Origin of the sequence: Zafaria sp. Z1313 (assembly GCF_050563205.1) — a bacterium.
Taxonomy (GTDB): domain Bacteria; phylum Actinomycetota; class Actinomycetes; order Actinomycetales; family Micrococcaceae; genus JAZDCJ01.
Genome location: NZ_JBNWUK010000008.1, coordinates 11,995 through 36,162 on the forward strand (window position 1 = coordinate 11,995; position 24,168 = coordinate 36,162).

27 protein-coding genes are annotated in these 24,168 nt (G+C 69.1%); 15 read left to right on the plus strand and 12 right to left on the minus strand.

Annotated features, from left to right (window positions below; all coding sequences use genetic code 11):
* Positions 1-116 precede the first annotated feature (116 nt).
* From ACQ3I4_RS09505 to ACQ3I4_RS09515, 3 genes are all read left to right on the plus strand, one after another.
* Positions 117-1,316 (plus strand): pyridoxal phosphate-dependent aminotransferase, encoded by a 1,200-nt coding sequence (locus tag ACQ3I4_RS09505; RefSeq protein WP_329863872.1) that lies wholly within the window; start codon positions 117-119, stop codon positions 1,314-1,316.
* Positions 1,313-2,272: a 2-hydroxyacid dehydrogenase gene (locus tag ACQ3I4_RS09510; protein ID WP_329863874.1), complete on the plus strand. Its 960-nt coding sequence runs from the start codon at positions 1,313-1,315 to the stop codon at positions 2,270-2,272. Before ACQ3I4_RS09505 ends, ACQ3I4_RS09510 begins: the two co-directional genes overlap by 4 nt.
* Positions 2,273-2,523: 251 nt before the next feature.
* On the plus strand, positions 2,524-3,660 hold the full coding sequence (locus ACQ3I4_RS09515) for a glycerate kinase (protein ID WP_329863878.1): 1,137 nt from the start codon (positions 2,524-2,526) through the stop codon (positions 3,658-3,660).
* A gap of 345 nt (positions 3,661-4,005) precedes the next feature.
* Here ACQ3I4_RS09515 and ACQ3I4_RS09520 read toward each other — a convergent pair whose 3' ends face one another.
* Positions 4,006-4,422, minus strand: a complete 417-nt coding sequence (locus ACQ3I4_RS09520; RefSeq protein WP_430633482.1) for a nitrilase-related carbon-nitrogen hydrolase — start codon at positions 4,420-4,422, stop codon at positions 4,006-4,008.
* Between ACQ3I4_RS09520 and ACQ3I4_RS09525 the strand changes: the two genes are divergently transcribed.
* From ACQ3I4_RS09525 to ACQ3I4_RS09555, 7 genes are all read left to right on the plus strand, one after another.
* Positions 4,404-5,642, plus strand: a complete 1,239-nt coding sequence (locus tag ACQ3I4_RS09525) for an IS256 family transposase (protein WP_329862411.1) — start codon at positions 4,404-4,406, stop codon at positions 5,640-5,642. The genes ACQ3I4_RS09520 and ACQ3I4_RS09525 overlap by 19 nt on opposite strands.
* A gap of 535 nt (positions 5,643-6,177) precedes the next feature.
* Positions 6,178-7,539 carry an MBL fold metallo-hydrolase gene (locus ACQ3I4_RS09530; RefSeq protein ID WP_329862409.1) on the plus strand — a complete coding sequence of 454 codons (1,362 nt, stop codon included), beginning with the start codon at positions 6,178-6,180 and terminating at the stop codon, positions 7,537-7,539.
* Between the two features lie 48 nt (positions 7,540-7,587).
* The gene (locus ACQ3I4_RS09535) at positions 7,588-8,091 is read left to right on the plus strand and encodes an Asp23/Gls24 family envelope stress response protein (RefSeq protein ID WP_329862407.1); all 504 of its coding nucleotides are present in this window, start codon (positions 7,588-7,590) and stop codon (positions 8,089-8,091) included.
* Positions 8,088-8,279 (plus strand): hypothetical protein, encoded by a 192-nt coding sequence (locus ACQ3I4_RS09540; RefSeq protein WP_329862405.1) that lies wholly within the window; start codon positions 8,088-8,090, stop codon positions 8,277-8,279. The genes ACQ3I4_RS09535 and ACQ3I4_RS09540 overlap by 4 nt, the downstream gene beginning before the upstream one ends.
* The gene (locus ACQ3I4_RS09545) at positions 8,276-8,608 is read left to right on the plus strand and encodes a hypothetical protein (RefSeq protein WP_329862403.1); all 333 of its coding nucleotides are present in this window, start codon (positions 8,276-8,278) and stop codon (positions 8,606-8,608) included. The genes ACQ3I4_RS09540 and ACQ3I4_RS09545 overlap by 4 nt, the downstream gene beginning before the upstream one ends.
* Positions 8,605-9,183 (plus strand): DUF6286 domain-containing protein, encoded by a 579-nt coding sequence (locus ACQ3I4_RS09550; protein WP_329862401.1) that lies wholly within the window; start codon positions 8,605-8,607, stop codon positions 9,181-9,183. Before ACQ3I4_RS09545 ends, ACQ3I4_RS09550 begins: the two co-directional genes overlap by 4 nt.
* On the plus strand, positions 9,180-9,791 hold the full coding sequence (locus ACQ3I4_RS09555) for a hypothetical protein (RefSeq protein WP_329862399.1): 612 nt from the start codon (positions 9,180-9,182) through the stop codon (positions 9,789-9,791). Before ACQ3I4_RS09550 ends, ACQ3I4_RS09555 begins: the two co-directional genes overlap by 4 nt.
* Positions 9,792-9,906: 115 nt before the next feature.
* Here the strand turns inward: ACQ3I4_RS09555 and ACQ3I4_RS09560 are convergent, their stop codons facing one another.
* The 9 genes from ACQ3I4_RS09560 to ACQ3I4_RS09600 all read right to left on the minus strand — a co-directional run bounded on the left by ACQ3I4_RS09560 (position 9,907) and on the right by ACQ3I4_RS09600 (position 17,443).
* A complete protein-coding gene (locus ACQ3I4_RS09560) occupies positions 9,907-11,775 on the minus strand; it encodes a glycoside hydrolase family 13 protein (RefSeq protein ID WP_329862397.1) in 1,869 nt (622 codons plus the stop codon).
* A 113-nt stretch (positions 11,776-11,888) separates the two neighbouring features.
* Complete coding sequence (locus ACQ3I4_RS09565) at positions 11,889-12,728, minus strand: hypothetical protein (protein WP_329862395.1); 840 nt, start codon at positions 12,726-12,728, stop codon at positions 11,889-11,891.
* Positions 12,725-13,180 carry a hypothetical protein gene (locus ACQ3I4_RS09570; RefSeq protein WP_329862393.1) on the minus strand — a complete coding sequence of 152 codons (456 nt, stop codon included), beginning with the start codon at positions 13,178-13,180 and terminating at the stop codon, positions 12,725-12,727. The genes ACQ3I4_RS09565 and ACQ3I4_RS09570 overlap by 4 nt, the downstream gene beginning before the upstream one ends.
* Entirely contained in the window at positions 13,177-13,803 is a 627-nt protein-coding gene (locus ACQ3I4_RS09575) for a hypothetical protein (RefSeq protein ID WP_329862391.1), read from the minus strand. Before ACQ3I4_RS09575 ends, ACQ3I4_RS09570 begins: the two co-directional genes overlap by 4 nt.
* Positions 13,804-13,826: 23 nt before the next feature.
* Positions 13,827-15,098 carry a hypothetical protein gene (locus tag ACQ3I4_RS09580; protein ID WP_329862390.1) on the minus strand — a complete coding sequence of 424 codons (1,272 nt, stop codon included), beginning with the start codon at positions 15,096-15,098 and terminating at the stop codon, positions 13,827-13,829.
* 24 nt (positions 15,099-15,122) lie between these two features.
* Positions 15,123-15,248 carry a hypothetical protein gene (locus ACQ3I4_RS09585; RefSeq protein WP_329862388.1) on the minus strand — a complete coding sequence of 42 codons (126 nt, stop codon included), beginning with the start codon at positions 15,246-15,248 and terminating at the stop codon, positions 15,123-15,125.
* 8 nt (positions 15,249-15,256) lie between these two features.
* A complete protein-coding gene (locus ACQ3I4_RS09590) occupies positions 15,257-15,703 on the minus strand; it encodes a hypothetical protein (protein ID WP_329862386.1) in 447 nt (148 codons plus the stop codon).
* Between the two features lie 85 nt (positions 15,704-15,788).
* On the minus strand, positions 15,789-16,637 hold the full coding sequence (locus ACQ3I4_RS09595) for a hypothetical protein (protein WP_329862384.1): 849 nt from the start codon (positions 16,635-16,637) through the stop codon (positions 15,789-15,791).
* Between the two features lie 2 nt (positions 16,638-16,639).
* A complete protein-coding gene (locus tag ACQ3I4_RS09600; RefSeq protein WP_329862382.1) occupies positions 16,640-17,443 on the minus strand; it encodes an exodeoxyribonuclease III in 804 nt (267 codons plus the stop codon).
* 132 nt (positions 17,444-17,575) lie between these two features.
* On the opposite strand from ACQ3I4_RS09600, the gene ACQ3I4_RS09605 reads away from it, so the two are divergent.
* The 5 genes from ACQ3I4_RS09605 (at position 17,576) to ACQ3I4_RS09625 (ending at position 22,368) form a co-directional block, all read left to right on the plus strand.
* On the plus strand, positions 17,576-17,956 hold the full coding sequence (locus ACQ3I4_RS09605) for a GntR family transcriptional regulator (protein ID WP_329862380.1): 381 nt from the start codon (positions 17,576-17,578) through the stop codon (positions 17,954-17,956).
* The gene (locus ACQ3I4_RS09610) at positions 17,953-18,954 is read left to right on the plus strand and encodes an ABC transporter ATP-binding protein (RefSeq protein ID WP_329862378.1); all 1,002 of its coding nucleotides are present in this window, start codon (positions 17,953-17,955) and stop codon (positions 18,952-18,954) included. The genes ACQ3I4_RS09605 and ACQ3I4_RS09610 overlap by 4 nt, the downstream gene beginning before the upstream one ends.
* Complete coding sequence (locus ACQ3I4_RS09615; protein WP_329862376.1) at positions 18,951-19,712, plus strand: hypothetical protein; 762 nt, start codon at positions 18,951-18,953, stop codon at positions 19,710-19,712. Before ACQ3I4_RS09610 ends, ACQ3I4_RS09615 begins: the two co-directional genes overlap by 4 nt.
* Positions 19,713-19,805: 93 nt before the next feature.
* Entirely contained in the window at positions 19,806-21,305 is a 1,500-nt protein-coding gene (locus ACQ3I4_RS09620; RefSeq protein WP_329862367.1) for a CoA-acylating methylmalonate-semialdehyde dehydrogenase, read from the plus strand.
* Positions 21,306-21,363: 58 nt separating this feature from the next.
* Complete coding sequence (locus ACQ3I4_RS09625) at positions 21,364-22,368, plus strand: NAD(P)-binding domain-containing protein (RefSeq protein ID WP_329862373.1); 1,005 nt, start codon at positions 21,364-21,366, stop codon at positions 22,366-22,368.
* A gap of 155 nt (positions 22,369-22,523) precedes the next feature.
* Here the strand turns inward: ACQ3I4_RS09625 and ACQ3I4_RS09630 are convergent, their stop codons facing one another.
* Positions 22,524-23,003 (minus strand): hypothetical protein, encoded by a 480-nt coding sequence (locus ACQ3I4_RS09630; protein WP_329862365.1) that lies wholly within the window; start codon positions 23,001-23,003, stop codon positions 22,524-22,526.
* 256 nt (positions 23,004-23,259) lie between these two features.
* A complete protein-coding gene (gene nadE, locus ACQ3I4_RS09635) occupies positions 23,260-24,081 on the minus strand; it encodes an ammonia-dependent NAD(+) synthetase (RefSeq protein ID WP_329862363.1) in 822 nt (273 codons plus the stop codon).
* Positions 24,082-24,168: the final 87 nt, after the last annotated feature.

The window sequence follows — 24,168 nt, forward strand, 5'->3', positions numbered from 1 at the left end:
AAGTTCCTGATCATGGGCCTTTAGAACGAAGCGTCGACCGTGCCTAATTTCCGACGCCAAAGCAATAACCAGCAACCAAAATAGATCAATCACATCTCGATGAGGAGTGGAACACCATGCAGCAACTCGCGCATCGGCTCGAACGTCTGGGCACCGAAACTGCCTTTACCGTCGCGCAGGCCGCAGCCGCCTGGAAGGCAAAGGGAAACCCCGTGTACCCCTTCCATCTCGGCGACATCAACATCCCGACGGCCCCGCATATCGTTGAAGCCATGAACCGGGCCATTACCGACGGCTACACGGGTTATTGCCCCGGACCGGGCATCCCGCAGTTGCGCGAGGCCCTCGCCGAAGATATCGGGTCCCGCCGGGGTATCGAGTTTTCCCCGGACAACGTCGTGGTGATGACGGGTGGAAAGCCCGTTATCACCAAGTTCCTGCAGGCGGTCATGAACCCCGGACAGGAAGTGCTCTACCCGAACCCCGGCTTCCCGATCTACGAATCACAGATTGAATACCTAGGCGGCACGGCGGTGCCTTACCGCTACCTGCCCACGACCCAGGGCTTCGCGATCGATCTCGAGCAGGTGCGTGCCTCGATTACACCGAATACTGTCGCAATCATCTACAACGACCTGCAGAACCCCATCTCAGCAGAGTCGACGGCGGCGGAGCGCGAGGCCATCGCACAACTCGCGATCCAGCACGACCTCTGGGTACTCTCCGATGAGGCGTACTTCGAAACCCGCTACGAGGGTGTCTCCGACTCCATCGTGTCGCTTCCCGGCATGGCCGAGCGCACCGTGATTCTCTACACCTTCAGCAAGAAGTTCGCCATGACCGGATCCCGCCTGGGCTGCGCCGTAGCCCCGGTCGAGATCGCCAAAATCCTCAGCACGCTGAACACCAACGATGAGTCGTGCACCACCCACTACGTGCAGTGGGCAGGCGTTGAAGCGCTCCGTGGCCCGCAGGATTCTGTGCAGGAAATGCTCAGCATCCTGCAGACGCGCCGGGACGCCACCTGCGAACTCGTCAATTCCATCCCCGGCATGAACGTCGCCGTGCCGCAATCGACGTTCTACCTGTTCCCCGACGTCACCGAGGCAATGGAACGCATGGGCTACACCGCAGTGGGCGACTTCGCCACTGACGCCCTGTACAAGACCGGGGTCTCTTTCTGCACGCGCGAGCACTTCGGCCGGCGACTGCCCGGCGAGGACCGGCAGTACATCCGGCTGGCCTACTCGGGCATAGAGGTGCCCGACATCCGCGAGGGTCTCGGCCGCCTGCGCGAGTGGATCGTAACAGCATGAGCCGGGTCGTCGTCACGGGACGTGTACCCGAAGCCGCTCTCGAGAAGCTGCGCACCGAGCACGAAGTCGATGACTGGGCGGGCCCGGAGTCGATTGGCCGCGAGGAACTCCTGCGCCGGGTAGCCGGGGCCGATGCCGTGGTGAGCCTGCTTACCGAACGCATCGACGCCGAACTACTCGACGCCGCCGGACCGCAGCTCAAGGTCGTCGCGAACGTTGCCGTCGGCTATGACAACATCGACGTGCCCGCCTGCACCCAGCGGAGCGTCGTAGCCACCAACACCCCGGGCGTGCTTACGGAGGCAACGGCCGACATCGCGTTCGGCCTCATCCTGTCGGTAACCCGCCGGCTCGGCGAGGGGGAACGGCTTATTCGTTCCGGCCAGGACTGGAAGTGGGGGATGTTCTTCCTGCTCGGCAGCAGTTTGCAAGGCAAGACCCTCGGCGTCGTCGGTATGGGCGGCATCGGCCAGGCGACGGCACGCCGCGCCAAGGCCTTCGGCATGGAGATCGTTTACCAGTCGCGCAGTGAGATTGACCCAGGGGTCGCAGCCGAGCTGGGCGCCCGGCGGGTCGAGCTCGATGAATTGCTGACCATCTCCGACATCGTGTCCTTGCACTGCCCCTACGGGCCGGCCACCCGCCACCTGATCGGTACTGGGCAACTCGCCGCGATGAAGGAGTCGGCATACCTCATCAATACGGCTCGGGGGCCGATCGTCGATGAAGCAGCGCTGGCTTCTGCGCTGCGGGAGGGGCAGATTGCAGGTGCCGGGCTCGACGTTTTTGAGAACGAGCCCATCGTGCACCCCGGATTGCTTGATCTCGAGAACGTTGTGCTCGTGCCGCACCTTGGTTCCGCGACCGTCGAGACCCGTACCGCCATGGCAATGCTTGCCGCTGACAACACCCTCGCCGTGCTCAGTGGCGGAGTTCCGCCCGCACCGATCAATTAAAGGCAACCCGCACTCTCACGAGTAGCGCCGCAACCAACCGGCTGAGTACGAGCCTTGCCCCGAATGGATGGGGCTCGTACTCAGCCGTGACCGGCAGAATGCACGCCGCACCCACCCTGCTGGAGCAGCCTCATCGGGGCCGCCGAGCGAGGAAAAACCGCCTGGCACCGGACGGAATCAGTCAACTCGCACACAGCCACTACCGTTCGACTGCGGCCATGAACGATCACCCACAAGCCCCAGGACCTCGCATGCGTGTACTAATTGCTTCAGATAAGTTTAAACATTCGCTGTCTTCCAAAGACGTCGCCAAGCATCTCACGACTGGCCTTAGGGCCAAGCAGCCAGAACTGACGGTCGACTTCGTTGCAATCGCCGATGGGGGAGAAGGCACAGTGTCAGCAGCAGTATCTGCTGGCTTTAATGCCCAGGTGTTGACCGTCAGCGGCCCGACAGGGGACCCCGTGGACGCCACGATGGCCATCCGCGGCCACGAAGCGGTCATTGAAGTCGCGGAAGCGTCCGGACTGGCATGCCTGCCAAACGGAAAGCCGGATGCGCTCCGGGCGACGAGTTTGGGAACAGGCCAGCTCATTTATGAGGCCCTAAATCGCGGATGCACCCGCATATACATTGGTGCAGGCGGAAGCGCCTGCACCGATGGGGGAGCCGGACTCCTCACCGGACTGGGAGCGAGATTCCTGGATTCCCGCGGCCGGCCCTTGTCGCTGGGAGGAGGGCCCCTGACAAATCTCGAGGCTGTCGACCTGAGTGGTTTGCATCCACAACTGAGGAAGGTGCAGTTCATCCTCGCCAGTGACGTGGACAACCCCCTGCTCGGGATCAAGGGGGCTGCAGCCGTTTTCGGACCCCAAAAAGGCGCCACGCCAAGCGATGTGACGCTGCTCGACAACTCGCTCGCCCGGCTCGTCGACGTCCTCGAGCAAGAGATTGGACCGAGGGCCAAGGAAGCTGCGACTCAGGCTGGTGCCGGCGCTGCCGGTGGCATCGGATATGCCGCCATCGCGGTCCTCACCGCCGAAGTCGAACCTGGTGTTTCGGTAGTAGGTCGACTGATCGAGCTGGATAAAAAAATTCAGGGCTCTGTCCTTGTTATCACAGGAGAAGGCAGCCTGGACGACCAGAGCCTGGGCGGAAAAGCGCCACTGGGCGTCAGCCGGGCAGCCGCAAAGGCAGGTGTCCCCGTGGTCGCCGTTTGCGGGCGAACCACCCTCTCCAACAGGACATTGAAAGCAGCAGGCTTCGAGCAAACGTTTGCGCTTACAGACATTGAACCGGATCTCCGCCGCTGCATGAGTAATGCTGGGCCGCTCCTGAAAATCGTCGGCACGATCATCGCAGCAGAACTACTGTCAAAGTCCGGTTAGGGAAACCAATTCTTTGGGTTGGTGCAGTAAAGATGAGACCCCCCGCACAGGTATACCTGACGCTTGAAGCAGTGCCTCCACGTAAGAGTGTCGATGTCTTTCATTGGCTGAGTATGCTCGCCGGCTTCTTATGAACCAGCACACCCCCACAGGCTTCCAGAAGCTTGTCTGACCGCCCGGCACTGGCCGGTCAGAAGACACTACAGGCTCTGGAGGAAGAGCCCGCTTGGCCGCGGGCTTGGAGCGGATCCGGGAAAAGAACGGCAACCCGGATCCGCTCCGACTTCGTCGAAAGGAGCCCCTGACACGGAACTCGTCCATGGCCGGGAGCCCTCGCAGCTACTTCTACTCCCGTTGTTTGAACGCCGCCACACCGATTGCGGTCTGCTCGCCCAGCGATGTGAGGCATTCCGAAGCGGAGGCCGCCAACCTCGAATGTTTCAGGTGCCTCGGTTGCACCTGGACGGACGGGTCGGACTCCTTGTATCCAAAAGCGTCGTAAAGGTGCAACTTGCCGTAGATCGCAACAACATCGCCGTCGGTTCCAATCACAACAAGGGTGTTGGAGGTTTGTTCTTCTCCCTCGAGTTTTTCGTTCAGACCCGCAACAACGACGATGGAGAGCTCACGTGCCAAACCGGACAAGTTGCTGATGAAGGGCCCTGACAGTGGGGGAGTGTCAGAAAAACGGTGGGAACGGCGTGGCTTGACCGAAAGGAACGGCGATGACCGAAACCACCGAGATGATCGATCCTGTGACAGGGGAAATCATCGATCAGCAGGAGCTCGCTGAGCAGTTGCTCGCTCAGGCCAAGGAACAGGGCGTGAGCCTCGTGGGCCCGGGCGGGCTGCTGGCCGGCCTGACGAAGACGGTGCTTGAAACGGCGCTTGAGGCGGAGATGACCGATCACCTCGGGCACGAGAGGAACGGGGCTGCGGAGGGGCCGAACGTGCGTAACGGAACGCGCTCCAAGACGGTGCTGACCGAGATCGGGCCCGTCTCGATCGACGTGCCCCGGGACCGGGAGGGCAGCTTCGAGCCGACCATAGTCAAGAAGCGCCAGCGGCGCCTGGACGGGATCGACGAGGTCGTCCTTTCCTTGAGCGCGCGGGGCCTGACGACCGGTGAGATCGCCGCGCACTTCGACGAGGTCTACGGCGCAACGGTCTCCAAGGACACCATCAGCCGGATCACCGAGAAGGTGGCTGAGGAGATGGCCGAATGGGCGAACAGGCCCCTTGACCGGGTCTATCCCGTGATCATGGTGGATGCCATCCACGTGAAGGTCCGCGACGGACAGGTACGCAACAAGCCCTTCTACGTCGTCATCGGGGTCACGGTGAACGGCGAACGGGACATCCTGGGCATCTGGGCCGGGGATGGCGGAGAAGGCGCCAAGTTCTGGCTCGGGGTTCTGACCGAGGTCAAGAACCGCGGCGTGGAGGACGTGTGCATCGCCGTCTGCGACGGGCTCAAGGGCCTTCCGGACGCGATCACTGCCGTATGGGAACTCGCCACGGTCCAGACGTGCATCATCCACCTGATCCGCAACACCTTCCGCTTCGCCTCCCGGCACTACTGGGAGGAGATGGGCAGGGATCTCAAGCCGGTCTACACGGCTCCAACCGAGGCGGCGGCGAAGGAGCGGTTCGCCGAGTTCGACGCGAAATGGGGCACCCAATACCCGGCGATAAGCAGGCTCTGGCACAACGCTTGGGCAGAGTTCGTTCCTTTCCTGGACTGGGACGTGGAGATCCGCAGGGTCATCTGCTCGACGAACGCGATCGAGTCCCTCAACGCCCGCTACCGGCGCGCCGTGCGGGCCCGCGGCCATTTCCCCAACGACGCGGCGGCGCTGAAGTGCCTTTACCTCGTGACGCGCTCCCTTGACCCGACCGGGCGGGGCCGGGCACGATGGGCCACCCGGTGGAAGCCTGCACTGAACGCGTTCGCGATCGCGTTCGAAGGCAGGATCAACTAACAATGCGCCAGGCCAGACCCACCGTTAATCTGACACTCCCCAATCGGTACGAAGGTGCGCCAGCAATCATCGGAGCAAGGCTCCATGCCTCTTCTGGCTTCACATACGGCGCGACACCCATAAGGGCATGCGTTGACGCCGATACCGGTTCCGGTACCATGGTGGGCAGTGTCTTCCCTGCGGGTTCATGTCGGGACCGGCGGGTTTGGGACTCTGATGGGATCGCATTGGACGGAAGGTGTGTGGACTGCTTTGAACTCCGCATCTATTCCGCAGATTCAACGACAGGTCGCAGTAGGGTTCAGTAATGGATAGTGAGTCTGACAAGGCAGTATCGAAGATGGCGGCACTCCGCAGAAACCCCTAAAAGAGCGGAACTCTTACTCGAAAGGTCACCGGATCGACGCCGGTCGGAGCCACCAACGAAGAACCCCTCGGAAACGAGGGGTTCTTTGCTTTTCCTGCGCAGCCCTCGGCGCAGGGGGCCGGGAGCGGTAGATTCGGCTCATCGGTCGATGAGGATCCGGAGGGCGCCATGGTCAAGCTGACGTTTCTGGGAGCGGCGGGGACCGTGACCGGCTCCAAGCACCTCGTCGAGTCCGGCGGCAAGCGCCTCCTCGTCGACTGCGGCATGTTCCAGGGGCTGAAGAACCTGCGCGAGCGGAACTGGCAGCCGCTGCCGGTCGATGCGGCGGACATCGACGCCGTGGTCCTCACGCATGCCCACCTGGACCACACCGGATACCTTCCCCGGCTCGTCCGCGACGGATTCCGCGGCCCCGTCTACTGCACGCCGGGAACGGCCGACCTCGCGGCGCTGATCCTCCGGGACGCCGCCTACCTCCAGGAACAGGACGCGGCCCTGGCCAACCGCCACGGATTCAGCAAGCACCGTCCCGCGGCGCCCCTCTACACGCGACGCGATGCGGAGGCCGCCATCGCGCTGTTCCAGCACGTCCCGTTCCACGAGCCCACCGAGCTGCCGCTCGGCGCCCGCCTCCTCTACCGCCGGGCCGGGCACATCCTCGGCGCCGCGACCGTCCAGCTCGAGTGGGGCGGCCGGATGATCGTCTTCTCCGGCGACCTCGGCCGCTATGCCGACCCCCTGATGTTCGATCCGGAGCCCGTCCCGGAGGCGGACGCCGTCGTCGTCGAATCGACCTACGGCGACCGCCTGCACGGCGACGAGGACCCCGTGGAGGCGCTCGCCGGGATCGCGCACGAGACCACGGGCCGTGGCGGGACCCTCGTGATCCCCTCCTTCGCCGTCGGCCGCGCCCAACTGCTCCTGCACGCCCTCTGGCAGGCGCGGAAGCGTGGGCTCCTTCCGCATCGGATCCCGGTCTACCTCGACAGCCCCATGTCGATCGGCGCCACGTCGCTCTATGCCGAGCACCCCGAGGACCACCGCCTCACGCCGGAGCAGACCCGCGAGGCCTTCGGCGTCGCCACGTACGTCGCCGACCCGCATCGTTCCCGGAGCCTCTCCGCGGACCAGGCGCCAAAGATCGTGATCGCCGCGAGCGGCATGGCCACGGGCGGCCGCGTCCTGCACCACCTGGCCGCGTTCGCCCCGCAGGAGCGAAACACCGTCCTCTTCTCCGGCTTCCAGGCCGCCGGCACGCGCGGGCGGAAGATGCTGCGCGGCGACCCCGACATCAAGATCCACGGGGCCTGGGTTCCGGTCCGCGCCGAGGTGCGCGAACTGACGATGCTCTCCGCCCACGGCGACGCCGCGGAGCTGCTGCGCTGGCTCGGCGGATTCCGCCGGCCGCCGTCGCGCGCCTTCATCGTCCACGGCGAACCCGACGCCTCCGAGGCCATGCGCCAGCACGTCCGCCGGCGCCTGGGCTGGGAAGCCCACGCGCCGCTGCAGAACCAGTCGTTCACCCTCTGATGGGCTGTAGTGTGGTGGCGGAAGCCACGCTCCGAAAGGCAGTCGACCATGGACCAGCAGCACCCGGTGCCGGCGCACGTTCCGCCGGCCCCGACCGCCCCTCCCACGGGCGCCACGGGAACGACGGCGTTCACGGACGCCGCCGTCGCCAAGGTGGCCGCGGCCGCCGCGCGGTCCGTCGCGGGCGTCCACTCCCTGGGGGTCGGAGGGTCGCGCGCGCTCGGCGCCCTGCGCGGCGCCGTCGGTGCCGGCCCGGAGCCCGCCCACGGTGTCACGGCCGAGGTCGGGACGCAGGAGGTCGCGGTCGACCTGGTCCTGACCGCGGAGTTCGGGCGCCCCCTGCACCTCGTGGCCGACGACGTCCGCGCCGCCGTGTTCGACGCCGTCGGGCGCCTGACCGGCCTGCGCGTCATCGAGGTCAACATCGAAATCGGAGACGTCCACCTCCCCGCGCCCGCTGCCGCACCGCACCTAGCGCCCGACGGCCAGGGGGCCGCCGTGCCCCCGGCGCAACAGCCGTCCGCGGCACCCGGCGAAGGCGCCGCGCGATGAGCCCCATCCTGACCGGCCTCGCCGTCGCCGCCGTCCTCGGCTGGGCCGCCCTGTCCTTCGGCTTCGGCGGCTTCCTGCTCATGGCCCTCTTCCTCGCCGTCGGCGCCGCAGCCGGCCGCTTCGCCGAGGGGCGCCTGGACCTGCGCGGGATCCGAGACCTGCTCACCGGGCGGCGGTCCTCCTCGTGAGCGCCGACGTCCTCGCCGGCCACACCCGCATCTCGACGCAGGCCCTCGCCGCCACCGCCCGCGGCGTCGCGGCCGACGTCTTCGGCGTCCCGGCGCCGAGCGTACGCGTGGCCCTCAACGACGAGTACGGGGAGCTCGCCCTCGCGTTGAACCTGCCGCTGCCGATCGGCCGTGCCGGCGGAACGCCGCGCCGGCCGCTCTGGGACCGCGCCCGCGACGAGCGCACCGAGGTCCGGGACCGCTTCATCCAGCTCACGGGATCCCGCGTGGCGCGCGTCGACGTCCGCGTCACCGGGATCATCCTCGACACGTCCAGGAGGGCCTCATGACGCCCGAGGACCGGGCCCGGATCGAGGCCCGCGAACTCACGAGCGCCCGTTCCGGCGCCGCCATCACGGCCGCGGTCGTCGTGGCGCTGCTGTGCCTGTACCTCATGTTCGAGGCGGCGATGAAGTCCATCGGCCAGCCCGCCTGGGTCAAGTCTCCGGACGAGTGGTGGGCCTGGCTGAGCGGCCTGCCGGGCACGGCGGATCCCTTCCTGCTCGCCGCCGGCAGCCTCGCCGTCCTCGCCCTGGGCCTGTTCCTCCTCTTGAGCGGGCTGCTGCCCGGACGCAGGGCGCGCCACGCCATGCCCGATCCGAGGGCGGTCGTGATCGTGGACAACGAGGTCATCGCCGCGACGCTCGCCCGGCGGGCGCGCCTCGAGGCGGGCGTCGCGCCCGAGCAGGTGCTCGTCGTCGTCTCCCGCCAGCTCGTGGAGGTCCAGGTCCGCCCCACCTCCGGCATCCCCGTCGCCGCCGGGGCCGTCCAGGCCGCCGTGGAGGACGAGTTGCGGACCAACCGGATCGACCCGCTCCCCGAGGTCAAGGTGCGCATCGCGGAGAGCGGGGTGGTGGGACAGTGAACCAGACGCCCCGCGCCGTGAACCGCACCGTCCTGGTGCTCGCCGGCCTCCTCTTCACGCTCGCCGGCGCGGCCGGCCTCGCCCTGGCCGCCTTCCCGGGCTTCGCCGGCGCCTGGCAGCGCGGCGCCGCGGAGTTCGGCCGCGCCTCGGCCGCCGTCCTCGACGCCACGACGCTGCCCGGCCAGCGCGACTCCTGGTTGTGGATCGTCGCGGCCGTCGCGATGATCGGGCTCGTGCTCCTGATGGTGTGGTGGGTCGCCGTGCAGGGCAAGGGTCGCACCGGCGTCTTCGCCCGGGACTATTACGACGACGGAACGCGCGGCATCGTCGAGCTCGCCTCCGCGGTGCCCGAGCAGGCGGTCAAGGCCGCCCTCGGCGGGCGCACCGACATCGTCTCCACCTCCGTGACGGCGTGGGAGGCCGGGCACGACGCCGGCCTGCGGATCAAGGTCCAGCCCCGGCTGGGTGCCGCCCCCTACCGGATCGCGGACGACGTATCGGCGATCGTCTCCACCCTCGACGCGGCCCTCGGCCGCAGCGGCCCCGTCGTCATCCACCTCGCGGCCGGCGCCCGCACCCGCATGTCCCGCGCCGAACGCGTGCGCTGAGCCGCACGGCGACGCCGGCGCGCGCTGGATCCGGGTGCCGCGGCACGCCGTTCCCAGCGCCGAACGGCACGGCGCCCCGCTTCCGGGAGCGGAAGCGGGGCGCCGTGCGTCGCGGCTAGTCGCCGGCCGGGAGCAGCCAGACCGCCGAGTCGGCGGCGAGCTGGCCCTCGTAGACGGCCTCGTCGTGGCTCGCGAGTGCGACCTCGAGGCCCTCCGGCAGCACCACGGGGGCGTCGCCGAGATTCGCCAGCACCGTCACGTCCCCGTTGCGGAAGGCGAGCGCTCCGTGCTCCGGCAGATGCCCGGCCGCCCACTCGAGCCGCCCCCGGCCGAGGCCCCGTGCGGCGCGCTCGGCGAGCAGCGCCCGGTACAGCTCGAACGTGGACCCCTCGACGCCCACCTGCCGGTCCGCCGCGTAGCGGGCGAACGACTCCGGCTGGGGCAGCCACGGTTCCCCGGGCACCCGGGGTGCGGCCCCGGCGTCGTCCTGCGCGGGCAGGGAGAAGCCGTAGCCAGGCGCACCGGCCTCCCACGGAACGGGGACACGGCAGCCGTCGCGCCCGCGCTCCGCCCCCTGGGTGCGGAAGAAGCTCGGGTCCTGGCGCAGCTCGTGCGGCAGCGTCGTGTGCTCGGGCAGGGACAGCTCGTCGCCCTGGTAGACGTACGCCGAGCCCGGCAGGCCCAGCATGATCATCGCGGCGGCGCGCCCGCGCTTGAAGCCCAGGAGCTCGTCCGGCTGCTCGTCCTCCGCCGCGATGCCCTTCGGGAACGTCGTCGGATCGGCCAGGCCGTAGCGCGAGGTGTGGCGGACCGTGTCGTGGTTGGAGAGCACCCACGTCGGCGGGGCGTCGACGACCGCGGCCTCGGTGAGGGTCTCCTCGACGTTCTCCGCGATCCGCGCCGCGTCCCAGCCGGCCAGGAGGAAGCCGAAGTTGAAGGCCTGCTGCATCTCGCCGCGGCGGACGTAGCGGAAGATCCGGCTCATCGGCTCGACCCACGCCTCCGCGACCATCATCCGGTCGCCGTCGTAGGCGGAGAGGACCTGGTGCCAGGACTCGTAGATCTCATGCACGCCCTCCTGGTCGAAGTACGGCGGGGTGGCGTTGCCCGACGGCGCCATGTTGCCGTTCGCGGTCTCCGGCAGGTCCTCCGAGGCGAGCGTGACGGCGACGTCCGCCGAGTCGGGCGCGGCGGCAGCGGTAGCGGTCGCGTCCGGGGTCCCGACGGCGCCGGCCACCGGCTCGTTGCCCGCGACCATCGCGACCTTCGCGGACCAGTCCGGCAGGCCCTCGGCCTTGACCATCCCGTGGGCCACGTCGACCCGGAAGCCGTCGACGCCGCGGTCGAGCCAGAAGCGCAGCACGTCCTCCATCTCCTCGCGGACCTCCGGGTTCTCCCAGTCGAGGTCCGGCTGCTTGGTGTCGAACAAGTGCAGGTACCACTGCCCCGGCGTCCCGTCCGGATCCGTGGTCCGCGTCCAGGCCGGGCCGCCGAAGATCGACTGCCAGTTGTTGGGCGCCTCCGCGCCGTCCGGCCCCTTGCCGTCGCGGAAGATGTAGCGCGCCCGCTCGGGCGAGCCCGGCGCCGCGGCGAGGGCCGCCCGGAACCAGACGTGCTCGTCCGAGGTGTGGTTCGGCACGAGGTCCACGATGATGCGCAGGCCCAGGGCGTGGGCGCGCTCCAGCATCTCGTCGAAGTCGGCGAGCGTGCCGAAGAGCGGATCGACGTCGCGGTAGTCGGCGACGTCGTATCCCGCATCCGCCTGCGGGGACGTGTAGAACGGCGAGAGCCAGACGGCGTCCACGCCGAGGCCCGCGAGGTATTCGAGCTTGGCCGTGACGCCGCGCAGGTCGCCCATGCCGTCGCCGTCCGCATCGGCGAACGAGCGCGGATAGACCTGGTAGATCACGGCATCGGCCCACCACGGGGCCTGCGGGGTGGAAAGGGCCGTTGCCGGCGATGAAGCGGTGCGTGGCTGGTCCACGGGCGTCCTCCGGGGTCGCGTCGTCGGGGGGGGGTGACCCGGCCAGTCTAGTGGTCGGTGGAAGCGTTTTCACCTCTGTTGCGGGAGGCTTGTCCCCGACGCCTTGGCCCCGGCTACAGCGACTGGACCGGCCGGTCGAACACGAGGGCCTGGATGCGGTCCTCGATCTGGTCCAAGACCACCGACGCGCCCACCGCGAACAAGAGCACCGTGTCGTCGTCGGGTTGCGCGATCCGGTACTGTCCCCGCGTGCCGGCGTGCACGTAGGTGAGGGCCTCGAGGGTCCCGCCCTCACCGGAGGCCTCGAAGCTCCAGATGAGCCACGGCTGATCCCAGGCCTCCCGGAACGCGGCATTGGCGTCTTCCGGGAGCGGGCCCGGCGCATCGTGCATCACCTTGGCGTCGAGCACTTGCGTCGACAGGCCGCCGGGCGAGAGCTCCAGGCTCCAGGCTGGTCCGATGCCGAGCCACTGCAGGATGTGGGTGCTGACGTCCAGCAACGGCAGGATCCTGACATTGACGTGGCCGGGCCCGGGGACGCGTCCCTCGGGATCGAAGGCCCCGCCGTTCCACGCCGCCCCGGCGAACGACAACGCCACGCCGTTTCCGGACCACAGCTGCAGCATTTCCTGCCGGCCGTGGTGGACGGCCGAGACCCGGAAGGTGTGGGGGGACGACGTCATGAGCCCGGCGGTGACCGAGCCCAGCTCGGTCAGGGACGTGCCGTCGACCATTCCCGCGTCCTCGAGGGCATCCAGTTCCGCGGCATGCCCGCCACGTTGCAGCCGGCCCAGGACCAGTCCGTCCGCCAGTTGCAGCAGCAGCTGGACCGCCTCCGGGGCCAGCCAGGCGCCGTCGTACTGGAACCTCTGGCGGCCCCGCAGGAACGCCAGCTCCGGTAGTTCCCGGCCCTGGTCCGCGAGGACGGCCTGATCGATCGGGTGGTTGCTCATGCGCCGACCTCCAGCGGCTTGGCGGTGCGGGCGATCTTCTCCAGGAGCTCGGAGAACACGGGCCATTGGGCGACCGTGGTCGTCGCGCTCACCTGCAGGGCCAGCCCGCCCTGGATGCTCAGGAACTCGCAGCCGCGCAGGCGCAGCCCCGATTCCGGCGCGTCGTGCGTGTAGTGCACGACCCGGCCGGGGACGTCCCAGAGCCTCACATCGACGATGTAGGGCAGGGTCAGCGCGGAGGCGAGTCCATCGAGGGCCTTGAGCAGGAACCCATCGAGCGTGCCCTCGAAGGGGTTCACGGTCACGGCGACATTCGGCGCGAACGTCTCGTCCGGACCGGGCAGGTAGGCCAGGAGCTCGATCTCGTCGCGAACGGATTCGCTCGTCCACTGCGAGGGGACGCTGAACGAGGCGCGGCCCGTCCGGCCGGTCACCAGCGTGTCGGGGATCATCGGCTTTCGGGGCCCTTCTGCTCGTCGGATGACCGGGGGGATTCCCCTGGGGAGGAATTCCGGGGTGACGCGAACGCGTTCTCGTGTCCGGCGGCGTAGCGGCGGCTCGCGGCGATGTTGCGCTCGAGGCGGCGTTTGCCCCGCCCCTCGGGCATCGCCTCGACGGCGGCGACCTCCGCATCGGTGAAGGGGATCGCCCGGGCCTCGTGCCGGCGACGCGCCTCCCACGCGCGGTTCCAGCGCGGGGTGGCCCACAGCGGCCAGTAGAAGAAGGACACCACCGTCAGCAGCCAGGGAACCCAGAAGAACGGGAGCGTCCACCACAACTGGCGCATGTGTTCGTCGCGGGCGGCTTCGAAATAGATCGTCGGGAGCATCAGCGTCAAGGCAACCGCCATGCACAGCAGCATGTAGGGCCACTTGTGCCGGGTCTGGAACCACGTCATCGGCAGGTTCACGACCCCTGGCGCCAGGACCCAGGAGCGCCAGGTTCCGCCGAGGGCCTTGAGGGCGGGCAGGGCGAGTCCGGCAATGAGCGCCAGGATCAGCAGGGTTCCGAGGATCAGCTCGGGCGTGTGGACGAACTCGTCCAGCACCTCGAGCGGATCGGTGATCTTCTCCATGCGTGCGGCTTCCTCCCGTGTCGCTAGCCGAATGGGTTCAGCTTACCGAGGACCTTCTTGGCCCCGTCCTTGGCCCGGTCGCCCAGGTTGCCGAGCGCTTCCTTCGCACCGTCCTTGCGCCAGTCGTTGATGAAGTTGCCGACTTCCTTACCCAGGAATCCGCCGACCTTCTCGCCCACGATGCCGCCCACGAAACCGCCGACGGCCGCGCCCACGCCCGGGATGGGGATCAGCGCCTGGCCCACCGCGGCCCCGGCGGCCCGGCCCGCAATGCCGCCCGCCACCTTGCCGGCCGTCTCGGCCGTCCCCGTGATCGCCGCACTGGTCACGGCCTCCTTGCGGTGCTCCTCTGGGCTGAAGCCCGGGTTCTCGCGCAGGCTGTCGTTGTAGGCGGTCGAGTATGAATCCTTGTACGTGGAGACGGTGTCCAGCACGGCCAGGGCCCCGCCGCCTCCCTTGACCCACTTGTTCTTCTGCAGGCTCTCGAGTCCCTTGGTCAGCTTCGCGTCCCAGGCGCGCATCTTCTTCGTGGCCTTGTCCGCCCAACCAGGCATGGTGGTCCCGCCCGCGCCGAAGTACAGGGCGACCTTCTGCCCATCCGCCGAGATGATGCCCTTGAAGCTGTCGAAGTTCGGGTCCGCATTGTTGTAGAGGCCCTTGAGCTTGAGTCGCTCCATCACGCCGTCGAGGCCGAAGCTCGTGTAGCTCTTGGTGTGGGGGAACGTCGCCTTCCAGCGCTTCTGCGCTTCCTCGGGCAGCCACCACGGGGCCTTTCCGTTGAGGAACTGCGAGATGTTCTTCGGCGCCGGATTCGTGTACGACCACCGGAAGCCGACCTTGCCGTCCACGGAACGGAAGCCGCCGATGTTCTGCATGACCCCGCGGGCGTTCGACCAGTGGCTCTTCACGCCTGTGATGAATTGGTTGACGTTGCTCCCCGCCCATTCCGGGTCGGCGGAGGGGTCGGCATTCTCGATCGCCTCGACACAGGCGTCGACGTAGCCCTTGTAGTCGTCCGCCGCGGAATCGACCTCCTGTTGCAGGGTGGAGGTCTTGTACGCGGTGCGGTAGCTCGTTCCGTCCTCGCGGTCCTCCGGATCGGTCGGCTGGGCCTCGAGTGCGTTGTAGTCGGCAACGCGCTGCTTGATGTCCTCCCACTTCGGCTTGAACTCGCTCAGCCGCGAGGCAAACGTGCCGAACGCCGTTTCGAGGTCGCTGACCGAGGCCTGAACGAGGTCCGCGTAGGGGATCACGTTCTCGGCGACCGCGTTGTGGATCTTGGAGCCCTCGGGCACGGTGAGGTGGTCCGGGAGCGAGGATCACTTGGTCTGCGTGGCCTCGACGGCCTCCCTGACCGTCGTGCCGTGCTTGCCGAGCCTCGTCGCGGCGTCGGACAGGCTCGTGCCGTCGCCGACCTTGCTGGGCCAGTGGGAGGGGAAGCTCACCTGTCCCGTCATAGCCGGTAGCTCCCGTCGCTGTTGCGGTCCGGATTGGAGGGGTCCTGGGTCTGCGTGGCCACGGGCGAGGTATCCGTCGACTCGCCCGGCGTGTAGCCCGGGGTGTCGTCGATGCCCTGTGCCGTCTTCTCGACGCTGCGGACGAGTTCCCGGTCCCAGGCGTCCCCCATGTCGATGTCGCTTTCGACCACGGCGTCGATGACGGCATCGGTGCCGTCGAACGCCTGGCGGCCGGCCTTGACCATGGTCACCGAGAGGGGGCGTAGAGCGCGGTCGTAGCAGTCGTTGAGCGCTTCGAAGATCTTCTCCTCCACCGCCGCGTCGGCACACTCGCCGCCCGCGGCCCGGATCTTGCCTTCGATCCCGTCGAGGTCGTCGAACGCATCGCGGCTGTCCTTGACGACCTTGCGCGCCGACTCGACGTTGATGCTCCACTGGGTCACGGTCGACCTCCTCTCTGATGATCCAGAGCCTAGGCTAAACCGCCCTGACCTCTCCATGGGGAGAACTCCCCATGTCAGGGGGAGGTTAGTTGGCGCGGCCGAGCTGGCGGACCTTGAGCCAGCGCGTGGTGAGCCGGCGATAGGCCGCCGCCGCGCCGAGCATGTCGCCCTCGGAGAGCGACTCGATGCCCATCCGCAGGTCGTGCGGGGAGTCGTCGGGCCAGACGAACTCGGCGAGGCCGCCGTAGTCCAGTTCCACGATCGAATCGTGGTGGAAGAGCTTCATCCACTCCACGAGCGCCGTGAGCTCGTCCAGCAGGTCCAGTTCGGGGGCGTGCACGGCGAGCGACGCCGCCGCATACCGCGCGCGCTCGAGGACCTGCACCATCGGCGCGGACAGCCGGACGCCGAGGACGCGGTCGCCGTCCTCGTCCACCTCCCGGTGGTCGTCCTCGCGCAGCAGGACGAACCACGCGAACGGCACGGCCCACGTGGCCCCACGCGTCTGCAGCGACCCGAGCTCGCCCGCGAGGTCGGTCTCGCCGAGCCGGGCGGCATTGACCGCGCGCGCCGCGTCCGGGACGAGCATCTCCAGCAGCTGTGGCCGCATGGTCCCGTCGAGCTGCTCCGAGGCCAGCGTCGCGCGGACCTGCAGCTGCTCGGGGCAGTAGAAGGCCGCCGTCACTCCCTCGGGGAGCGGATAGTGCAGCACGCGGTAGCCCTCCGTGCCGCGCGGAAAGGGATCGGAGACCGGGCGCAGCAGGCGCTGCACGGCCTCGGCCGCGACGCGCTCCTCGAACCCGGGCCGGGCGAGCGCCCCCTGGGCGGAGATGCGGGCCTGGGCCCCGTCGTCGTACGCCCTCAGGGGCTGGAAGACACGGAGGTACGACGTCGGAGGCAGGCTCCGGCGCGCCGACGCGCCCCCCGGGGCCACGGCTAGTCCAGCTCCACGACGACGGGAGCGTGGTCCGAGGCGCCCTTGCCCTTGCGCTCCTCGCGGTCGATCCACGCGTGTCCGACGCGGCCGGCCAGGGCCGGGGAGGCGAGGACGAAGTCGATCCGCATGCCCTCCTTCTTGGGGAAGCGCAGCTGCGTGTAGTCCCAGTAGGTGTAGACGCCGGGGCCCGGGGCGTGCGGTCGGACGACGTCGGTGAAGCCGGCGTCGAGGAAGGCCTGGAAGGCGGCGCGCTCCGGGGCGGAGACGTGCGTGAGCCCTTCGTTGACGAAGTAGTCGATGTCCCACACGTCGTCGTCCTGGGGGGCGATGTTCCAGTCGCCCATGAGCGCCACCTGGGCCCGCGGATCGTCCGCGATCCACTGGGCGGCCTGCGTCTTGAGCGTCTCGAGCCAGGAGAGCTTGTACGGCATGTGCTCGTCGTCGAGCGCGCGGCCGTTGGGGACGTAGAGGCTCCAGATGCGGGCCCCGCCGCACGTCGCCGCGATGGCCCGGGCCTCCTGTACGGGGTCCTTGCCGCCCTTGCCGAACGCGGGCTGGTCCGAGAAGGTGCGCTCGACGTCCTCGAGGCCCACGCGGGAGGCGATCGCCACCCCGTTCCACTGGCTCAGGCCGAAGTGCGCCACCTCGTAGTCGTTGTTCTCGAAGAGCTCCCAGGGGAAGTTCTCGTCCTTGCACTTGGTCTCCTGGATGGCCAGCACGTCCACGTCGGTGCGGCGCAGCCAGTCCTCGACGCGGTCGGCGCGGGCGCGGAGGGAGTTCACGTTCCAAGTGGCGATCTTCACCCGTCCAACCTATCAATTGGCGCGCGTCCCGCCAGTGGCCGCCGTGGGGCCGGGGCGGGAATCCTTGACGTCCGGGTTCCTTAGTGCTTTAGTTAGTTACATGAGTAATGAACCAAGCAACATGGAGGTGTGGTGATGGACGAGTCCAAGCCGATCTTCATCCAGCTTGCGGAGCGCATCGAGGGCGGCATCATCGACGGGACCTACCCGGAGGAGTCCCAGGTCCCGTCGACCAACGAGTTCGCCGCCTTCCTGCGCATCAACCCGGCCACGGCAGGCAAGGGCCTGAACCGCCTAGTCGAGAAGGACATCCTCTACAAGAGAAGGGGGATCGGAATGTTCGTCCGATCCGGAGCACGCGAGAAGCTGGTGCGGCAGCGGCGCCAGGCCTTCAGCGACCAGTACATCGAGCCGCTGCTCGACGAGGCCGCACGGCTCGGGATCGCACCGACCCAGCTCGCCGACATGATCACGAGCGCCGCAGCGCGCCAGCCCCAGGAGGCCACGCCATGACCACAGCACGTCCCGCCCCGGCCATCGAGGTCGCCGGCCTGAACAAGCACTACGGCCGCACGCAGGTCCTCGACGGCGTCGGATTCAGCGTCGCCGAGAACATCATCACCGGCCTGCTCGGCCGCAACGGCGCCGGCAAGACCACCATCATGTCCATCCTCTCCGGACAGGAGCCCAAGTCCTCGGGGACGCTGCGCGTCTTCGGCGCGGAGCCCTTCGAGAACGCCTCCGTCCTCGCACGGATGTGCTTCGTGAGGGAGAACCAGAAGTACCCCGAGGACTTCAAGACGGACCACGTGCTGCGCACCGGGCCGTGGTTCTTCGAGAACTGGAGCGCCGAGCTCGCCGGAGAACTGGTCGAGGCCTTCCGGCTCCCCGTGAAGACCAAGATCAAGAAGCTCTCCCGCGGCCAGCTCTCGGCCGTCGCGATCATCGTCGGCATGGCCTCCCGGGCCCCGCTGACCATCTTCGACGAGCCGTACCTCGGCCTCGACGCCACGGCCCGCGCGATCTTCTACGACCGCCTGCTCAAGGACTACATGGAGCACCCCCGCACCGTGCTGATGTCCACCCACCTGATCGACGAGGCCGCGAACCTCCTCGAACACGTCGTGGTCATCGACCGTGGCCGCAAGGTCCTGGACATGGGCGTCGAGGAGGCCAAGTCCGCGGCGTTCACGCTCTCCGGGCCGGCCGCCGCCGTCGAGGCGGCCACCGCCGGGCGCACCGTGATGCGCACGCAGTCCCTCGGCGGCCTGCGCTCGGCCACCGTCCAGGGCCGTGCGGACGCGCAGGCCCGCTCGCTCGCCGCGGAGCACGGCCTCGAGCTCGGCGGCGTCTCGCTCCAGGACCTCGTCTCGGCCTACGGGCTGCTCGAGGACCCGGCCGCCGCCGCGGCCGTCCCGGGTGCCGTGCCTTCCGGCCGCGGCCCCGGTTCCGACAACGGCCGGGCCCCGCGCCGCGCCGCAAGCACCGAGAACATGGAGGCCCTGCGATGAGCACCGCCACGCTCGCCAGCACCGCCACGGCCGGACGGGCCCACCCGCTGGCCAAGATCGTCAAGCTCCACTTCGTCGACCGCAGCCGCATGATCGACGTCCCGCTCATGATCTTCGCGGGCACCGTCGGCATCTCGATCATCATCATGCTGATCCTGCAGGCGTTCGTCCCGGCGACGCCCGAACAGCTCTCCGAGGGATTCCGCAACAGCCAGGCGGCCCTCTGGTGCTTCGCCGGCTACTTCGTCAACGTCGGGGTCATGGCCTACGCCCGGACCATGCCGTACGCGATGGGCATGGGGGCGACGCGCCGGCAGTACTGGTGGGGGACCACGGTGACCCTCGTGCTGGAATCGCTCTTCCTGGCCCTGGCCATGGTGGCGTTCCTGGCGCTCGAGCGGGCCACGGGCCACTGGTTCACCGGGACGCGGATGTTCGACACGTACGTCGTCGGCAACGGCAACTACTGGTACCTGTTCCTCATGGGCTTCGGGATCTCCTTCTCGATGCTCTTCATCGGCGCCGTGTTCGCCTCGCTGTACCTGCGCTGGAACCAGAAGGGCGTGTTGACGGCCGTCTTCGGCATCGTCGTCGCGATCCTCCTCGCCGTGCTGCTGGTCCTGTGGACGGGCTTCGACCTGATCGCCTGGTTCGGTCCGTTCAGCTTCCCGAAGATCGCCGCCGTCCTCGTCGCGATCGGGCTGCTCGGGGCCGCCGGCAGCTGGCTCGTCCTGCGGCGGGCGCCGGTCGGCCGATGAGCCGGACGACCCTAGAAAATAGTAGGAAGTCCGAGTAAATTGTGGGGCGGGTGGCCGAGGCCACCCGCCCCACAGTCGAAGGAGCCTGCAGCCATGGTCCGTACCCTCACCCACTACATCGGCGGCCAGCACGTCGACGGCGCCTCGGGGAGGTTCGCCGACGTCTACGACCCGGCCACGGGCCAGGTCCAGGCGCGACTGCCGCTGGCCTCGGCCGCGGAATCCGCGGAGGCCGTTGCCGCCGCCGACAAGGCCGCCGCGGACTGGGCGGCCACCAATCCGCAGCGCCGGGCGCGGATCCTGCTGCGCTTCGTGGACCTGGTCAACGAGAACGTCGAGGAGCTCGCCCGCCTGCTCTCGAGCGAACACGGCAAGACGGTCGCCGACGCCAAGGGCGACATCCAGCGCGGGGTCGAGGTCGTGGAGTTCTGCGCCGCGGCGCCGCACCTGCTCAAGGGCGAGTTCTCCGATTCCGCGGGCCCCGGCATCGACGTGCACTCGCTGCGCCAGCCGCTCGGCGTCGTCGCCGGGATCACGCCCTTCAACTTCCCCGCCATGATCCCGCTGTGGAAGGCCGGCCCCGCGATCGCCGCCGGCAACGCCTTTGTGCTCAAGCCCTCGGAGCGGGACCCGTCCGTGCCGCTGCGCCTCGCTGAGCTCTTCACGGAGGCCGGGCTCCCCGACGGGGTGTTCAACGTCCTCAACGGCGACAAGGAGGCCGTCGACGCGCTCATCGCCGACGAGCGCGTGCGGGCCGTGGGATTCGTCGGGTCCACGCCGATCGCCCAGTCCATCTACGCCGCAGCGGCCGCCGCGGGCAAGCGCGCGCAGTGCTTCGGCGGCGCCAAGAACCACATGGTGATCCTCCCGGACGCGGACCTGGATCAGGCCGCGGACGCCCTGATCGGGGCGGCGTTCGGCTCGGCGGGGGAGCGCTGCATGGCCGTCTCCGTCGCGGTTCCGGTGGGCCGGGCGACGGCGGACGCGCTCGTGGAGCGGCTGCGCGAGCGGATCGCCGGGCTCACGGTCGGTCCGGGCACCGACCCGGAGGCCGACTTCGGTCCCGTCGTCGCGGCGTCGGCCCGGGACCGGATCGAGGACTTCATCGAGGAGGGCGTCGAGGAGGGCGCCGAGCTCCTCGTCGACGGCCGCGGGCTGTCCGTTCCCGGTCACGAGGACGGCTTCTGGATCGGCCCGACGCTCTTCGACCACGTCGGGCCCCAGATGAGCATCTACCGGGAGGAGATCTTCGGCCCCGTGCTCTCCGTGGTCCGCGCCGCCGACTACGAGGAGGCACTGCGCCTGCCCAGCGAGCACCGCTACGGCAACGGCGTGGCCGTGTTCACGCGCGACGGCGACGCCGCCCGGGACTTCGCCGCGCGCGTCGACGTCGGCATGGTCGGCGTCAACGTGCCCATCCCCGTCCCGATCGCCTACTACACGTTCGGCGGCTGGAAGGCCTCCGGCTTCGGGGACCTGAACCAGCACGGCCCGGACGCGTTCCGCTTCTACACCAAGACCAAGACGGTCACCACCCGCTGGCCGTCCGGGATCCGCTCCGGGGCCAGCTTCACGATGCCGGAGGGCAGCTGACGTGGTGGACGACGCGGCGAACGCCGCCGGCAACGGGCCGGTGGACCCCGCGGCCCGCATGCCGCAAGCCCCCGGAGCGGTCGGCCCGCGCCGGATCGGCTTCCTGGGACTGGGCCACATGGGGCTGCCGATGGCCGCGAACCTCGTCGCCGCGGGCTACGAGGTGGTGGGCTACGACGTCGTTCCCGCCGCCCTCGACGCCGCGCGCGGGCGGGGGATCCCCGTGGCCGGTAGCGCGGCGGAGGCCGTCGCCGGCGCCGCGGTGGTCCTGACGATGTTCCCGAGCGGGGGGCACCTGCTCGACGCCTACCGGGGTGCCTCGGGAGAGGACGCGGACGACGCCGGGGCCGCGCCTTCGCCGGGCACGGCGCCCGGGCCAGGTGCGGCACCCGGGTCCGGCCCCGGCGTCGGACTCCTGGCCGCGGCAGCACCGGGGACGATGTTCCTGGACTGTTCCACGATCGACGTCGCGCAGGCGCGCGAGGCTGCCGAGCTCGCCGTCGCCGCGGGGCACCGCTCCGTCGACGCGCCCGTGTCCGGCGGGGTCGTCGGCGCGGAGGCCGGGACGCTGACGTTCATGATCGGCGCGCTCGAGGAGGATCTGGAGCTCGTCCGCCCACTCCTGGAGGTCATGGGCGGCCGGCTCGTGCACTGCGGCGGGCACGGGGCCGGGCAGGCCGCGAAGATCTGCAACAACATGATCCTCGGCGTGAGCATGATCGCGGCCTCGGAGGCCTTTGTGCTCGGGGAGAAGCTGGGACTGAGCCACCAGGCGCTCTTCGACGTGGTCTCCACCGCTTCCGGCCAGTGCTGGGCCGTGACGACGAACTGTCCCGTGCCCGGGCCCGTGCCGGCGAGTCCGGCGAACCGCGACTACCAGCCAGGGTTCGCAGGGGCGCTCATGGCCAAGGACCTGGGACTCGCCGTCGCGGCGCTCGAGGCCACGGGCGTCGCCGCGGAGCTCGGGCCGATGGCCGCGGCGATCTACGAGCGCTTCCGCGACGAGGGCGGCGCCGGGCGCGACTTCTCCGGGATCATCACGGACATCCGCGACCGCAGCTGACGCGCCCCGCGCCACACACCCCGCACCTTTCGCGCTCCCGCACGAGCCCGACCCCTCGGCGGCGTCGGGGAACTTGTTGGAAAAAGTCAGTCTTTCGGACCTCTTCCCCGACGCCGTGGGGCGAGGATGACGGGCGGGAGCGGCCGGCGGGCTGGTCAGTCCGAGCAGGTCGAGGGGTCGCTCGGAGCGAAGACGAGTTCCGAGACGTAGAACCCGCCGTCGGCGTGGGGAACCACCTCGACCGTTCCCACGGGCTGCCCGTTCCGCTGCGCCTCGAGCGTCGCGGTGTCCGTCTCGCCGAGCCGTTCCTCGGCCGCGGGGAGGGCCTCCAAGGCGCCTTGGAACAGGTCGACGTAGCGGGTCAGCGGGACCTCGGTCGTGACGGCTTCCCTCGTCCGGATCGCCTCCTCGTACCAGGAGAGGTCGTGCTGGATCGCCTCGGCGCGGCTCGGCCGGGCAGCATCGTCGCTGCGTTCGAGGAAGACCGTGATCCCGCAGTCCCCCCACGCCGACGAAGCGCCGGCCGCGCGGCACGGGCCTTCGGTGGATTCCGCCCCGGGCTGCATCCCGCAGGATCCGAGGGCCAAGAGCGTCGCGACTCCGGCTCCCAGCAGCCCGACATTCCGATGGCCCATGCGACGCCCGCCCTTCACGAGACTCCGCCTGACAGGGTCGATCCGTCTGGCGGCTTGGGGATCATGCTAGCCCCGGACCCCGGACCCCGGACCCCGGACCCCGGACCCCGGACCCCGGACCCCGGACCCCGGACCCCGGATCCCGGAACCTAGACCCTGGTCGTGTCGGGGAAGGTGTTGGAATGAGGCGCCTTTTCGGACCTTCTCCCCGACATCGTCGGAAGGGGCCTTCGGGTGATGGGGTGGTGAGCGCCGGTCAGCGCCACCAGGTGTCGAAGATCGTCACCGGGACGGTGCGCTTGTGCCGGGTCCGCAGGTACTTCTGCTCGATCACGGCCGCGGCCTCGTCGGAGACCTCCCGGCCCTCGAGGTAGTCGTCGATGTCGTCGTAGCCGATCCCTAGTTCGTCCTCGTCGGTCCGGCCGGGCTGCCCGTCGAGCAGGTCGGCGGTGGGGACCTTCCGCCACACGGCCTCTGGAGCCCCGAGGTGCTGCAGCAGCTGGCGGTTCTGGCGCTTGTCCAGCCCGAACAGCGGCAGCACGTCGGCCCCGCCGTCGCCGAACTTCGTGAAGAATCCGGTCACGGACTCGGCCCCGTGGTCCGTGCCGATGACGAGCAGGTTGCGCTCGCCGGCCAGCGCGTACTGGGCCGTCATGCGCAGGCGGGCCTTGACGTTACCCTTGTTGAAGTCGGAGATCGGGCGCCCCGTCGTCGCGGCGAACTCGGACTCGAGCCCGTCGACGCCGGCCTGGATGTTGAAGGTCCACTCGGTCTTGGCCCCGATGAACTCCATGGCTGCCTGCGCGTCGGCCTCGTCGTGCTGCTCCCCGTAGGGCAGGCGCACGGCCACGAAGTCCACCTCGATGCCCTCGGCGGCGAGCTCCTCGACGGCGAGCTGCGCGAGCCGCCCGGCCAGCGTCGAGTCGATCCCCCCGGAGATCCCGAGCACGAACCCGGCGGTCCCGGTGGCGGCGAGGTAGTCCTTGAGGAACGCCACGCGCCGGGCCACCTCCCCGGCGGGGTCGATCTCCGGCTTGACGCCCATGTCCTCGATGATGGCGGCCTGCAGTTCACGCATGGCGCCAGCTTACCGGGGCCATGTTTCGGCCCGGTTGCGTGGCGCGGGGTGCGGCGCCCGTTCCCGCAGCCCGGGACATGCCCGCCC